Annotated in this window: 15 protein-coding genes, 1 tRNA gene and 1 other RNA gene; 7 read left to right on the top strand and 10 right to left on the bottom strand. The window is 72.6% G+C overall.

The genetic code is table 11. From position 1 onward, the window contains the following. The first annotated feature begins 40 nt into the window (after positions 1-40). The 4 genes from ACE3Q2_RS01730 to ACE3Q2_RS01715 all read left to right on the top strand — a co-directional run bounded on the left by ACE3Q2_RS01730 (position 41) and on the right by ACE3Q2_RS01715 (position 4,397). Entirely contained in the window at positions 41-994 is a 954-nt protein-coding gene (locus ACE3Q2_RS01730) for a MoxR family ATPase (RefSeq protein ID WP_231696196.1), read from the top strand. Positions 995-1,055: 61 nt separating this feature from the next. Continuing rightward, the gene (locus tag ACE3Q2_RS01725) at positions 1,056-1,967 is read left to right on the top strand and encodes a DUF58 domain-containing protein (RefSeq protein WP_374472370.1); all 912 of its coding nucleotides are present in this window, start codon (positions 1,056-1,058) and stop codon (positions 1,965-1,967) included. Next, a complete protein-coding gene (locus tag ACE3Q2_RS01720) occupies positions 1,960-3,921 on the top strand; it encodes a DUF3488 and transglutaminase-like domain-containing protein (RefSeq protein ID WP_231696194.1) in 1,962 nt (653 codons plus the stop codon). Before ACE3Q2_RS01725 ends, ACE3Q2_RS01720 begins: the two co-directional genes overlap by 8 nt. 5 nt (positions 3,922-3,926) lie before the next feature. Next, entirely contained in the window at positions 3,927-4,397 is a 471-nt protein-coding gene (locus ACE3Q2_RS01715) for a Slp family lipoprotein (protein ID WP_374472368.1), read from the top strand. A gap of 7 nt (positions 4,398-4,404) precedes the next feature. On the opposite strand, the gene ACE3Q2_RS01710 is transcribed toward ACE3Q2_RS01715, so the two are convergent. The 4 genes from ACE3Q2_RS01710 to dnaX are packed head-to-tail and all read right to left on the bottom strand — an operon-like array spanning position 4,405 to position 7,435. Then, positions 4,405-4,746, bottom strand: a complete 342-nt coding sequence (locus ACE3Q2_RS01710; protein ID WP_231696192.1) for a histidine triad nucleotide-binding protein — start codon at positions 4,744-4,746, stop codon at positions 4,405-4,407. An 11-nt stretch (positions 4,747-4,757) separates the two neighbouring features. Then, on the bottom strand, positions 4,758-5,360 hold the full coding sequence (gene recR / locus ACE3Q2_RS01705) for a recombination mediator RecR (protein WP_231696191.1): 603 nt from the start codon (positions 5,358-5,360) through the stop codon (positions 4,758-4,760). A 7-nt stretch (positions 5,361-5,367) separates the two neighbouring features. Beyond that, positions 5,368-5,694: a YbaB/EbfC family nucleoid-associated protein gene (locus ACE3Q2_RS01700; RefSeq protein ID WP_374472288.1), complete on the bottom strand. Its 327-nt coding sequence runs from the start codon at positions 5,692-5,694 to the stop codon at positions 5,368-5,370. Between the two features lie 16 nt (positions 5,695-5,710). After that, positions 5,711-7,435 carry a DNA polymerase III subunit gamma/tau gene (dnaX, locus tag ACE3Q2_RS01695; RefSeq protein ID WP_374472286.1) on the bottom strand — a complete coding sequence of 575 codons (1,725 nt, stop codon included), beginning with the start codon at positions 7,433-7,435 and terminating at the stop codon, positions 5,711-5,713. Positions 7,436-7,575: 140 nt separating this feature from the next. Between dnaX and ACE3Q2_RS01690 the strand changes: the two genes are divergently transcribed. Further along, a tRNA-Ser gene (locus ACE3Q2_RS01690) sits at positions 7,576-7,668 on the top strand. Between the two features lie 60 nt (positions 7,669-7,728). Continuing rightward, an RNA gene (gene ffs / locus ACE3Q2_RS01685) (signal recognition particle sRNA small type) lies at positions 7,729-7,825 on the top strand. 242 nt (positions 7,826-8,067) lie between these two features. On the opposite strand, the gene ACE3Q2_RS01680 is transcribed toward ffs, so the two are convergent. Genes ACE3Q2_RS01680 through ACE3Q2_RS01655 form a run of 6 tightly spaced genes read right to left on the bottom strand, consistent with a single transcriptional unit; the run spans position 8,068 to position 11,748 of the window. Beyond that, positions 8,068-8,484, bottom strand: a complete 417-nt coding sequence (locus ACE3Q2_RS01680) for a molybdenum cofactor biosynthesis protein MoaE (protein ID WP_374472284.1) — start codon at positions 8,482-8,484, stop codon at positions 8,068-8,070. Continuing rightward, positions 8,481-8,717 carry a molybdopterin converting factor subunit 1 gene (moaD, locus tag ACE3Q2_RS01675; protein WP_231695672.1) on the bottom strand — a complete coding sequence of 79 codons (237 nt, stop codon included), beginning with the start codon at positions 8,715-8,717 and terminating at the stop codon, positions 8,481-8,483. Before moaD ends, ACE3Q2_RS01680 begins: the two co-directional genes overlap by 4 nt. After that, positions 8,714-9,202, bottom strand: coding sequence for a cyclic pyranopterin monophosphate synthase MoaC (moaC, locus tag ACE3Q2_RS01670; protein WP_231695673.1), 489 nt, complete (start codon positions 9,200-9,202; stop codon positions 8,714-8,716). Before moaC ends, moaD begins: the two co-directional genes overlap by 4 nt. A gap of 1 nt (position 9,203) precedes the next feature. Beyond that, positions 9,204-10,211 carry a GTP 3',8-cyclase MoaA gene (gene moaA / locus ACE3Q2_RS01665; protein WP_231695674.1) on the bottom strand — a complete coding sequence of 336 codons (1,008 nt, stop codon included), beginning with the start codon at positions 10,209-10,211 and terminating at the stop codon, positions 9,204-9,206. Then, a complete protein-coding gene (locus ACE3Q2_RS01660; protein WP_231695675.1) occupies positions 10,208-10,978 on the bottom strand; it encodes an MBL fold metallo-hydrolase in 771 nt (256 codons plus the stop codon). The genes moaA and ACE3Q2_RS01660 overlap by 4 nt, the downstream gene beginning before the upstream one ends. Continuing rightward, positions 10,975-11,748, bottom strand: a complete 774-nt coding sequence (locus ACE3Q2_RS01655) for a 3-deoxy-D-manno-octulosonic acid kinase (RefSeq protein ID WP_374472281.1) — start codon at positions 11,746-11,748, stop codon at positions 10,975-10,977. Before ACE3Q2_RS01655 ends, ACE3Q2_RS01660 begins: the two co-directional genes overlap by 4 nt. A 17-nt stretch (positions 11,749-11,765) precedes the next feature. Here ACE3Q2_RS01655 and ACE3Q2_RS01650 point away from each other — a divergent pair, with 17 nt between their 5' ends. Continuing rightward, complete coding sequence (locus tag ACE3Q2_RS01650; protein ID WP_374472279.1) at positions 11,766-12,812, top strand: glycosyltransferase family 9 protein; 1,047 nt, start codon at positions 11,766-11,768, stop codon at positions 12,810-12,812. The last annotated feature ends 1 nt before the right edge of the window (position 12,813 follow it).

Raw genomic sequence — 12,813 nt, 5'->3', positions numbered from 1 at the left:
ACCAAGGTATCCTTCCTGAAAATCACGCCGGGACGCTCGCATGCACGCGCAGGCCAAAGACGCCGACATCCTACCCGAGCGCACGCGCGCGGCCCTCGGCGACGCCGTCGCCCAGGTCAACCAGCTGGTGCTGGGCAAGCCCAACGAGGTGCGCCTGGCCTTCACCACCCTGCTCGCCGGCGGCCACCTGCTGATCGAAGACCTGCCGGGCCTGGGCAAGACCACGCTGGCGCGCGCCATGGCCGCCAGCCTGGGCCTGGACTTCCAGCGCATGCAGTTCACTTCCGACCTGCTGCCCTCGGACATCATCGGCGTGTCCATCTTCGACCAGACCGCGCGCGAGTTCCGCTTCCACCCGGGCCCGGTGTTCACCCAGCTGCTGCTGGCCGACGAAATCAACCGCGCGCCGCCGCGCACCCAGAGCGCGCTGCTCGAGGCCATGGCCGAGCACCAGGTCACCGTGGACGGCGTCACACACACCCTGCCCCAGCCCTTCTTCGTCGTGGCCACCCAGAACCCGGTCGACCTGGCCGGCACCTTCCCGCTGCCCGATTCGCAGATGGACCGCTTCCTGCTGCGCCTGCACCTGGGCTACCCCGATGCCGGCGCCGAGCGCGAAATGCTGGCCGGCGCCGACCGCCGCGACCTGATCGCCGGCAGCCTGCCGCGGCTGAGCAGCCAGGACGTGCTGTCGCTGCGCGAGGCGGTCGGCCGCGTGCACGCCAGCGAGGCGCTGGTGGCCTACGTGCAGGCGCTGCTGCAGGAAAGCCGCCGGCACCCGGGCGTGCAGGTGGGCCTGTCGCCGCGCGCCGGCCTGGGCCTGCTGCGCGGCGCGCGGGCGCTGGCGCTGCTCGAGGGCCGCGCGCATGCGCTGCCCGAGGACGTGCAGGCGCTGTTCACCGCCGTCGCCGCGCACCGCCTGGTGCCCGAGTCGGAGGCCGACGGGCGCGACGCGCTGGCCGGCCGCATCCTGCGCGCGGTGGCCGTGGACTGAGGCGGTGGCGCGCGCGCCCGACCTGGTCGAACGCGGCATCGAGCGGCTCTCGAAGCTGCCGATGGTGCGCCCGCGCGCCGTCGAATCCCTGCCGGTGCACATCGACCGCCGGCGCATCTACGTGCTGCCCACCGGCTTCGGCCTGTTCCTGGGCCTGATGCTGGGCACCATGGTCATCGGCGGCCTGAACTACAACAACAACCCGGCGCTGCTGCTGGCCTTCGTGGTCATCGCGGTGGCGCACAACAGCCTGGTGCAGGCCCACCTCACGCTCTCGGGCCTGCGCCTGGTGGCGCTGCACGCCGAACCGGTGCACGCCGGGCATCCCATGGCGGTGCGCGTGGCCTTCGAGGCCACCGGCCAGCGCGCGCGCCCTGGCCTGGAGCTGCGCGCCGGCGAGGAGGAAACCTTCCTCGACCTCGCGCCCGGCGAACGCGGCGAAGTGGTGCTGCGCCTGGCCACCCGCCAGCGCGGCTGGCTCGACCCCGGCCGGCTGCGGATTTCCACGGTGCGGCCGCTGGGCCTGGCGCGCGCCTGGAGCTGGCTGCTGCCGCAGGCACGGCTGCTGGTTTATCCCGCGCCCGAAACCGAGGCCGTGCCGCTGCCCGACCAGGGCGGCGACAGCACCTCGCGCCGCACCCGCGCCCAGGGCGAACAGCCACACCACCTGCGCGAATACCGCCCCGGCGATTCCCGCAAGCAGATCGCCTGGAAACCCTCGGCGCGCTCCGAACGCCTGCTGGTGCGCGAATACGAAGCCAGCGCGCCGCGCGAACTCGACCTGGACTGGGAAAGCCTGGGCGCGCTCGCCCACGAGGCGCGCATCCGCCGCCTGACGCGCTGGGTGCTCGACGCCGACCGCCTCGGCCACCGCTATCGCCTGCGCCTTCCCCAGGCCGTGCTGGGCCCCGGGCGCGGGCCGGAACACCGCCACGCCTGCCTGCGCGCGCTGGCGCTGATGCCACATGGCTGAGCCCCTGCCCACCCCGCTGCGCCGCTGGTGCATGGCCGCCGCCGCGGCCTGCCTGCTGCCGCTGCTGCTGCAGCTTCCGCCCGGGCTGGCGCTGGCCCTGGCGGCGATGGCGGCCACCGGCTACGTGTTCGAACGGCGCTGGCCGGCGGCCCTTCGCCTGCTGCTCGTGCTGCTCGTTGGCGGCTACCTGCTGCTGACCTTCGGCTTCAACCTCGGCCGCGACACCGGCACGGCCCTGCTGGCCGCGCTGCTGGCGATCAAGCCCGGTGAAACGCACGGCGCCCGCGACGGCCGCAGCCTGCTGGGCTTCTCGCTGTTCGCGCCGTTCGCGGCCTTCCTGCAGGACCAGGGCCCGCTGACGATGGCGCTCACCGTACTCGCCGTGGCCATGCTGCTGGTCGCGCTGGCCATGCTGGCGGAACAGCGCCCCGGCGCCGCTGCGCCGAAGCTCGACCGGCCGCGTTTCGCCCAGGTCGGGCTGGCCATCGCGGTGGCGCTGCCGCTGGCGCTGGCCGGCTTCTGGCTGTTCCCGCGACTGGCCACGCCGCTCTGGGGCATGCCTGAAAACGTGCTCGGCCGCAGCGGCCTCAACGACCGCATGACGCCGGACGAATGGGTGGAGCTGTTCGCCGACGACACCCCCGCCCTGCGCGTGCGCTTCGACGGCCCGGCGCCGCGCCGGCAGGACCTGTACTGGCGCGCGCAGGTGCTGTGGAACTTCGACGGGCAAACCTGGACCCGCGAGTTCAGCACCTACGGCCGCGCCGCGCCGGTGCCGCGCGCGCGCTCGGCGGAGCTGCGCTACGAAGTGGCGCTCGAGCCCACCGACCGCCGCTACCTGGTGGTGCTCGACACGCCGCTGGAAGCACCGGACGGCGGCCGCCTGGCCAGCGATGCCAGCGTGGTGGCGGACGCCCCGGTCAGCCGCATGCTCAAGTACACCGGCCGCTCGGCGCTCGACGCCACGCTGGAGTCCGAACTCGAACCGGCCGTGCGCGCGCTGGCCCTGCGCCTGCCGCCCGGTCTCAACCCGCGCACCGTGGCCCTCGGCCGGCAGTGGAGCGCCGAAAGCAATGGCGACGACGTGGCCGTGGTGCGCCGCGCCCTGGCCTGGATCGGCGAGGAATTCAGCTACAGCCTCACCGTGCCGCCCACCGGCATGAACGCGGTGGATGACTTTCTGTTCGAGACCCGGGTGGGCTTCTGCCAGCACTACAGCTCGGCGTTCGGCGTGCTGATGCGCGCCGCCGGCATCCCCACCCGGGTGGTGCTGGGTTACGCCGGCGGCTACCGCAATCCCTACGGCGACTACTGGTCGGTGCGGCGCATGGACGCCCACGCCTGGAACGAGGTATGGCTGGAAGGCCGCGGCTGGACCCGGGTGGACCCGACCGCGGCCGTGGCGCCGGTGCGCATCCTGGACACGGTCGAGGACCGCGCCCGCAGCGAAGCCCTGCTGCCGGAAACCTTCACCCCCATGCGCGACTTCGCCGACTGGGCACGGCGCAGCTGGAACGACATGGTGCTGTCCTTCGACGCCGATCGGCAGGCACGCCTCTTCCGGCCGCTGGGCATCGACCGGGCCAGCGCCGGCCAGCTCGGCCTGGCCTTCGCGCTCGGCGCCGGCGGCGTCATGGCCCTCACGCTCTGGTACCTGATGCGCGGCCAGCCGGCCAGCCGCGACCCGGTGGTGGCGGCCTGGCTGGGCTTCACCCGGCGGATGCGCCGGGCGGGTTACGAAAAGCCACCCTCGGAGCCGCCACTGGCCTATGCCGCGCGGCTCGCCGAATGGCTTCCGGCGCAGGCGGAAACGCTGGAATCGCTCAGCCGGCGTTATGCCGCCCATCGCTACGCTCGAGGGCAGTTGCCGGCGGAGGCGCGCGCGCAGCTGGTCGCCGACCTGCGCGCCTTCCGTCCTTTAAGATCGCACCGACCCAACGGAGAGTCGCCATGAACCGCCTGACGTCCCGCGCCCTGCCCGTGTTCGCCGCGCTGCTGCTGGCCGGCTGCGTCACCGCACCGAAGCCGCTGCAGGGAACCTATGCGCCGCTGCAGCCGGCCGACATCGCCCGCTCCGGCGCGACCGGCGACATGGTGCGATGGGGTGGCCGCATCGTGCGGGTGGACCCGCTGGCGGCGCAGAGCTGCTTCGAGATCGTCGGCGTGCGCCTGGGCCCCGACGGCCGCCCGCAGGAGCGCGACCAGAGCGAAGGCCGCTTCATCGCCTGCCGCGCCGGCTTCTACGACCCGGAGGTGTTCCAGCCGGGCCGCGAAATCACCATCACCGGCACCGTCACCGGCTTCGAGAACCGCAAGGTCGGCGACTACGACTACCGCTACCCGAGCGTCGCGGCCGAGGTGGTCTACCTCTGGCCCGAGCGCAAGGACGTGGACGTGGTGGTCGAGCGCTACCCCGCCTGGTGGTGGTGAACCGCCCTCAGCCGGGCGGCCAGTGCATGGCCCGCCCGGCCAGCAGGTGCAGGTGGATGTGGAACACGGTCTGGCCGCCGTCGGCGTTGCAGTTCATCACCACGCGGTAGCCATTTTCGGCGAAACCCTCGCGCTTCGCGTACGCCGCCGCGGCCATTGCCAGGCGGCCCACCACGATTTCATCGCCCGGCTGCAGCTCGTTGAGCGTGGCCACCGGCCGCTTGGGGATGAACAGCACGTGCACCGGGGCCTGCGGGTTGATGTCGCGGAAGGCCAGCACGTGTTCGTCCTCGAAGACGATGTCGGCCGGGATCTCGCGGGCGATGATCTTGTCGAAGATGGTGGCCATCGGGCGGCTCCTCAGGAAGGGATTTCGGTGCGGGAACCGAAGGCATGCGCCAGCGTGCCGCGGTCGACGTATTCGAGCTCGCCGCCCAGCGGAACGCCGTGGGCCAGGCGGCTGGGCGTGACGCCGGCCTGGCGCGCCAGCTGCGCCAGGTAGTGCGCGGTGGCCTCGCCTTCCACGGTGGGGTTGGTGGCGATGATCAGCTCGCGCACCTCGCCGCCGGCCAGGCGCGCGGCCAGCCTGTCCAGGCCCAGCTCGCGCGGGCCGATGCCGTCGAGTGGCGACAGCCGCCCCTGCAGCACGAAGTACAGCCCGCGGTAGCCCGTGGCCGTTTCGATGGCGAGCCGGTCGGCGGGCGTTTCGATGGCGCACAGCTGGGCGCGGTCGCGCGAGGCGCTGGCGCACAGCGGGCAGAGCGGCGTTTCGCTGAAGTCGCGGCAGCTTTCGCAGTGGCCCACCTTTTCCACGGCTTCGGCCAGCGCGGCGGCCAGGCGCAGGCCACCCTCGCGGTCGCGTTCGAGCAGGTGGTAGGCCATGCGCTGCGCCGACTTCTGGCCGACGCCGGGCAGGCAGCGCAGGGCCTCGATCAGTTGGGCCAGCAGCGGCGAGGCGCTCACGGGCGGATCAGAACAGGCCGGGGATCTTCATGCCCGGCGGAATCGGCATGCCGGCGGTGGCGGCGGACATGCGCTTCTGGCTTTCCTCGTTGGCCTTGTTCACGGCGTCGTTGAAGGCCGCGGCCACCAGGTCCTCGAGCATTTCCTGGTCGGACAGCACCGAAGGGTCGATGCGCACGCTGCGGCACTCCATCTTGCCGGTCAGGGTGACCTTGACCATGCCGCCGCCGGACTGGCCCTGCACCTCGACGTTGGCCAGTTCTTCCTGCGCCTTCTTGAGGTTGTCCTGCATGCGCTGGGCCTGCTGCATGAGTTGGGCGATGTTGCCTCGCATGGTGTTTTCCTTGCTGTCAGTGGTCGTCGAGGGGACGGATGGAGTCGGGTACGACGGTGGCGCCCTGGCTCACCAGCTGGCTCACCACGGGGTCGGAGAGGAAGTCGGCCTCGGCGCCGGCCTGGCGTTCGCCGCGCTGGCGTTCGGTGCGCGCATGCAGGGTTTCGGAGCCCGACGCCCTGGCCGATTCGAAGCGGATCTGCGGCGCCGCGCCGAGCGGGCCGGCGAGCGCGTTCGCCAGCTGGCGCACCAGCGCCTCGCTGCGCAGGTGGTCGAAGCTGTCGGGCAGCGACAGCGCGAGCACGCCGTCGACGTAACCGCAGAAGGCGCAGTGCGCGGCCAGTTCGCGCACCGGGCCGCGCAGGCCGGCATTGGCGACCAGGGCCAGCCAGTCTTCGGCGCTGGCGAGCACGCCGGCGGCGGCAGGACGCGGCGTGGCGGCGGCCGGGGCGGCGGCAGGTTCGGGCAAGCGCGGCGCAGCGACCGGCGGCTCCGGCGAACGCGCGGCCGGCGGCGGGCCGTCGAAGGCGCGCGGCGTGGGTGCCGCTGGAATCTCGGCCGCACGAACCGGCGCGGCAGCGGGCGCGGCCGCCGGACGCGGCGCGGCGCCGCCGGCCACCTGGCCCGCGGCCGGCAGGCCCGGGCTGGCGCCGCCGCCCTCGCCCGCCGGGCGGAAGGCCAGCATGCGCAGCAGCGCCATCTCGAAACCGGTGCGCGGGCTGGGCGCCAGGCCCAGGTCGCGGCGGCCGGTGACGGCCATCTGGTACCAGAGCTGCACGAGCTCGGGCGACTGCCCCGCGGCCACCGCCGCCAGCGCGGGCGTCAGCTCCTCGCCGCCGGCGCCGGGCACCAGCTGCTGCAGCTGGATGCGGTGCAGGGCCACGGCCAGGTCCTCGAGCACGTGGCCGAAGTCGGGCGAAAACGCCGCCAGTGCCTCGACGCGCGCCATCAGCGTGGCGCCGTCGCCGGCCGCCAGGGCTTCGAGCAGGCTGCCCACCTGGCTGCGGTCGACCGTGCCGAGCATGGCGTTCACCGCCGGCTCGTCGAGCTGGCCGCCGGTGTAGGCGATGGCCTGGTCGAGCAGCGAGAGGCCGTCGCGCAGGCTGCCGTCGGCGGCGCGCGCCAGCAGTTCGATGGCGCCCGCCTCGGCCGGGATCTGCTCGGCGGCCAGGATGCGCTGCATCTGGCCGGCGATCTGCCCCTGCTCCAGGCGGCGCAGGTTGAACTGCAGGCAGCGCGACAGCACCGTCACCGGCAGCTTCTGCGGGTCGGTGGTGGCCAGCAGGAACTTCACGTGGCCGGGCGGCTCCTCCAGCGTCTTGAGCAGCGCGTTGAACGCGCTCTTGGACAGCATGTGCACTTCGTCGATCAGGTAGACCTTGGTGCGGCCGCGCGCCGGCATGTACTGGGCGTTGTCGATCAGCTCGCGCACGTCGTCCACGCCGGTGTTGCTGGCGGCGTCGATCTCGAGCAGGTCGACGTAGCGGCCGGCGTCGATGTCCACGCAGGCGGCGCAAACGCCGCAGGGCTCGGCGCTGGTGCCCTGCTCGCAGTTGAGCGACTTGGCGAAGATGCGGGCGATGGTGGTCTTGCCGACGCCGCGGGTGCCGGTGAACAGGAAGGCGTGGTGGACCTTGCCCGACTCGAGCGCGTTGCTGAGCGCGCGCACCACGTGCTCCTGCCCGACCAGTTCGGCGAAGCGCCGCGGGCGCCATTTTCGGGCGAGGACGAGATAGGACATTCGGGGGCTCGGCAGCGTGTCGGGACCGACCCGGCCATTGTGCCAACCCCCCTGCCCCCGGCCAAGCCGCGCGCGCCGCGCTTGTGGCCGGCGCCGGGGACGGGTATGATTTCGCTCTTGTTTCATGCGGTTATCTCTGCGGAGAGATGTCCGAGTGGTTGAAGGAGCACGCCTGGAAAGTGTGTATACGGCTAAACCCCGTATCGAGGGTTCGAATCCCTCTCTCTCCGCCATCTTCCAACGGCGCGTCCAGCCTTCCCAGGCCCGGCGCGCCGTTCGCTTCAATGGTGGCCCCGTCGGCCTCCCGCGACGCTAGTCCGAAAACCCCGCCAGGGCCGGAAGGCAGCAACGGTATTGGATGATGCGGGTGCCGGGATAAGCCGGCGGGGCTACCGCCCCTTACTCGGGCTCCGCCCGAGCGGCTCCCAAGGTTTGCTGCGCAAACCTCGGGCCCCAGTCCGCCCTGCCAATCCCCCGCGCCTGTCGGCGCGCCCCCCTTACCAAGGGGGGCTTCGTACTCGTCGGACAACACGCGAGCAAGCAGCAGCCTCGTGGCGGCCCACTCCCGTCTGCTCTATCCGTGTCCATCCTCGCTTTTATCCGCTCTTATCCGTGTTCAGGCTTCTCAAGCCTCAATCCGGATGACGCCACTGGTTTTCGCCGCCAACGTAACGCTCGTGCTTCCAGATGGGCACGCGCGCCTTCACCTCGTCGATGATCCAGCGGCAGGCTTCGAAGGCCGGGCCGCGGTGGCCGGCGCTCACGCCCACCCACACCGCCAGCTCGCCCAGGGCCAGGCTGCCGGTGCGGTGCACGCAGGCGGCGTCGACGATCTCGAAGCGCTGCAGGGCCTCGAGCAGGATGCGCTCGCCCTCGGCTTCGGCCAGGGCGGCATAGGCCTCGTAATGCAGGCCATCGACCGCCCGGCCTTCGTAGTGGTCGCGCACCCAGCCTTCGAAGCTGGCATAGGCACCGGCGCGCGACGACAACAGCCGCTGGCGCAGCGGCGCGATGTCGAAAGCCACTTCGCTGAGCCCGAAGCGCTTCATCCGCCCGACACCGGCGGGATGAAAGCGATCTCGCAGCCGTCGCGCAGCGGGCTGTCCCAGGCCGCGAAGTCGCCGTCCACCGCCACCCGCAGCCGCTCCGCCGGCAGGGCGAAGCCGTGGCGCGCGCGCAGCTCGGCGTAGAGCGCCGGCAGCGAGGCCGGCAGCGGCAGCGTTTCGCTGGCCACGCCGGCGGCGTCGCGCAGGCTGGCGAAATAGAGCACGGTGACGCTCATGCGCGCGCTTTCCCGACGGTGCGCTTGCCGCCCCGCTTGGCCACCAGCTTCGCCGGGCCGATGACGATGGCGTGCGAGAGCGCCTTGCACATGTCGTACACCGTGAGTGCGGCGATGGTGGCGCCGGCCAGCGCTTCCATCTCCACGCCGGTGCGGTGCGTGGTCTTGACCGCGCATTCGATCCGCAGGACCGCGTCTCCGGCCCAGGCCAGGTCGAAGCGGCAGCCGTCGATCGGCAGCGGGTGGCAGAACGGGATCAGCTCGTGCGTGCGCTTCACCGCCATGGTGCCGGCGATCACGGCGGTGTCCATCACCGCGCCCTTGGCGGTCTTCATGCCGCCCTTGCGCAATGCCTGCGCCACCGCCGCCGGAAAGCGCACGCGGCACTCGGCCACGGCCTCGCGCGCGGTGGCCGGCTTGGCGGAGACGTCGACCATGGCCGGCCGGCCGGCGTCGTCGAGGTGGGTGAGTTTCGACTTCTTCATGTCAGCCGCCAATGTAGAACATCTCGATCTTGCGGTGCTTGCGGTCTTCCTCGCCACGCTGCTCGCTGTAGCGGTCGCCGCGGGCCGACCACAGTTCGCCCAGGCGGGCCGCCAGGGCGTCCTCCCCCTTGGCGATGACCTCGCGCAGCGGCGTGCCGCGGGCGGCGAACAGGCAGGTGAAGAGCTGGCCGTCGGCGGAAAGCCGGGCGCGGTGGCAGTCGCCGCAGAAGGGCTCGCTCACCGAACTGACGAAACCGACTTCGCCCTGGCCGTCCTCGTAGGCGTGGCGCCGGGCCACTTCGCCGCGATAGGTGGGCGACAGCGGCCGCAGCGGCCACTTCGCGCTGATCAGGTCGCGCAGCTCGGCCGAAGGCACGACCTTCTCGCGCCGCCAGCCATTGCAGTTGCCCACGTCCATGAATTCGATGAAGCGCAGCACGTGGCCGGTGCCGCGGAAATGGCCGGCCAGCCGCAGCGCCTCGGCTTCGTTCACGCCGCGCTGCACGACGCAGTTGAACTTGATGCTGCGGAAGCCCGCCGCTTCGGCCGCGGCGACGCCGGCCAGCACGTCGTCGACGTTGCCACGCCCGCCGGACAGCTCGCGGAACAACGCAGGATCCAGGGCGTCGAGGCTGATGGTGAGCCGGCGCAGCCCGGCCTCGCGCAGCGCCCGCGCCTGCCCGGCCAGCAGCGAGCCGTTGGTGGTGAGCGCGATGTCGTCGATGCCCGGCACCTTCACCAGCCGCGCCACCAGTTCCGGCAGGTTCTTGCGCAGCAGCGGCTCGCCGCCGGTCAGGCGCAGCTTGCTGACGCCAACCCGTGCGAAGGCGCGCACCGCGGTTTCGATTTCGTCGAAGTCGAGCCGCGCCGCGCGGTCGAGCACCTCGTTGTCCGGCGTGGCGTCGGCCGGCATGCAGTAAGGGCAGCGGAAATTGCAGGTTTCCACCAGCGACAGGCGCAGGTCGCGCAGCGGCCGGCCGTGGCGGTCGCGGGGCGTGTCGTGGCTCATGCGGAGGTGACCGGATGGCCCGGGGGCGGGCTGGGCGCCCGCAGCGCCAGCGCTTCGCCGGGGCGCGCCACCGCGTAACCGCGCGCGCGCATGGCCTCGGCGTCGGCCAGCGAGGCGTAGTGGTAGAAGACGCAGCGCGAGAGCAGCTCGCGCGGGTATTCGCGCTCGAGGTCGTCCAGCCCGCTGTGCGACGGGTTGCCCTGCAGCGCGCAGTCGTGCGCCACCACCTCGCCGGCGCCGGCGTGCAGGGCCAGCATTTCGGGGATGGGGCGGGTGTCGCCGGTCCACACCAGGCTGCCGGCCAGGCGCAGGCCGAAGGCGGTGTCCGGCAGGTGGTGGCGCACCGGGAACACGTCGAACCAGTGGCCCTGGTGCCAGAAACCGCGCGTGACGGGCACGAGCTGGAAAGCGTCCCACCAGTTCGCATCGCCCTCCGCCACCACGCCGGGGTAGTCGGCCAGGCGCGACTGCAGGTGCGGCAGCACGCCCACCGGCACGTACAGGCGCACCCTGCCGCGCCGCGCCGGGTTGAAATAGGTGGCGAAGAACAGCCGCTCGAGCCCGGCCACGTGGTCCATGTGCACGTGGGTGACGAACACCGCGTCGGGCAATGCGCCGTACTGGGCCTCGTAGGCGGTGAGCGCCTCCTGGCCGCAGTCGACCATCAGCAGCGGCTGGCCGCCGCGCTCGATCGTGGCCGCGGCCGAACCCAGCGTCACCGCCGCCTGAGAATTGCCCACGCCGAGGAAACGCAGCGACCAGTTCACGGGTGGTCCTTGCCGCGGGCCAGGTGATGGGCGGCGTGGGCGAACGCGTGCTCGTAGGCGTCGCGCAGGCGGGCGAAGCCGCGCTCCCAGTCGTTCGAACCGCCCTGCGAAAGCTTGGCCAGCGAACGCGCCAGGCGGCGCAGGTTCGCATGGCGCCAGCCGGACTCCGGCGCACGACGCACGCCGCGGTCGAAATCGATGATCCAGACGCGGCCCATCGGATCCACCAGCAGGTTGTTCGCGTTGAGGTCGGCGTGTTCAACGCCGGCATGGTGCAGGTGCGCGATGCTCAGGCCGGCCGCTTCCCAGGCCGGCGACTCGGGCTGGAACAGCCACTCGGCGAACGAGCGCGCGCCCTCCACGCGTTCGACCAGGATGGCCGCGCGGTAACCGAGCCCGTCGCGCCAGTAACCAGCCAGCAGCGGCGCCGGCACGCGCAGGCCGGCCGCGTGCAGCTCCGACATCAGGCGGAACTCGGCCAGGCTGCGCACGCGCGCCTCGCCCAGCCACAGGTAGCGGTCGGCGCTCAGCCGCGCCGCCAGGCCGCCACGCCGGTAGTGGCGCAGCACCGCCTGGCCGAAGTCGCCGCTGACGAACCAGGCCGCGCCGCGACCGCCGCGCGACACCGGCTCGGCGGCGTCGCTCCAGTGCGCGGGGTCGAGCCAGGCCGCGCTGGCTTGCGGCAGCCGCGCCCGGTCGAACACAATCGCCCCCGTTCCCCGCTCGTCGCGGAACGGCTGCGCATCCAAGGCAGCGGCCAAGATTCCCATTCCCACAGTTTACCCAAATGACGGTGAAGCCCGCGCCGCGATCGCTCTGCCTGCTGCGCCTGTCGGCGCTGGGCGACGCCGTGCACGCGGTGGCGCTGGTGCGCGACCTGCAGCGGGCCTGGCCGGGGCTGCCCATCACCTGGGTCATCGGCAAGGGCGAGGCGAAGCTGCTCGAGGGGCTGGACGGCGTCGAGTTCGTGGTCTTCGACAAGAAGGCCGGGCTGGCCGGCTGGCGCGACCTGCGCCGGCGCCTGGCCGGGCGCCGCTTCGACGTGCTGCTGAACCTGCAGCTGGCGCTGCGCGCGGGCCTGGCCTCCACCGCCATCGCCGCCGGGCGCCGCATCGGCTACGACCGGGCGCGCAGCAAGGAAGGCCACGGCCTGTTCGTCAACGAACGCATCCCGGCCGGCGGCCACCACGTCCAGGACGCCTTCCTGCAGTTCCTGCGCCCGCTGGGCCTGGAGCCAGGCCCGGCGCAGTGGCGCCTGCCGGTACCCGCCGAGGCCCACGCCTGGGCCGAAGCCCACCTCCCCGGCGGGCAACCCACCCTGCTGGTCTCGCCCTGCTCCAGCCACCCGCTGCGCAACTGGCGGCCCGAACGCTACGCCGCCGTGGCCGACCACGCCGCGGCCCAGGGCTGGCGGGTGGTGCTGTGCGGCGGCCGCAGCGAACTCGAGCGCCGCACCGCCGACGCCATCCTGGCGGCCATGCAGGCGCCGGCGCTGGACCTGGTGGGCAAGGACACGCTCAAGCAGCTGCTGGCCCTGCTGGGCCGCGCCACCCTGGTGCTGACGCCCGATTCCGGCCCCGCCCACATGGCCAACGCCATGGGCACCGCGGTGCTGGGCCTGCACGCCTGCACCGACGCCGAACGCTCGGGCCCCTATTCCGACCGCCGCTGGTGCGTGAACCGCTACGACGAAGCCGCGCGCCGCTTCCTGGGCAAGCCGGCCACGGCCCTGCCCTGGGGCAAGCGGGTGGAATTCCCGGGCGTGATGGACCTGGTGGAAGTGGCCGACGCCATCGAGCGCTTCGAAGCCTTCCGCGCCGCGCGCGGCGGCTGAC

The organism is Arenimonas sp., assembly GCF_041913985.1.
Classification (GTDB): domain Bacteria; phylum Pseudomonadota; class Gammaproteobacteria; order Xanthomonadales; family Xanthomonadaceae; genus Arenimonas.
Note: the sequence above shows the minus strand (reverse complement) of the source record. Positions and strands in the feature narration are given on the sequence as shown.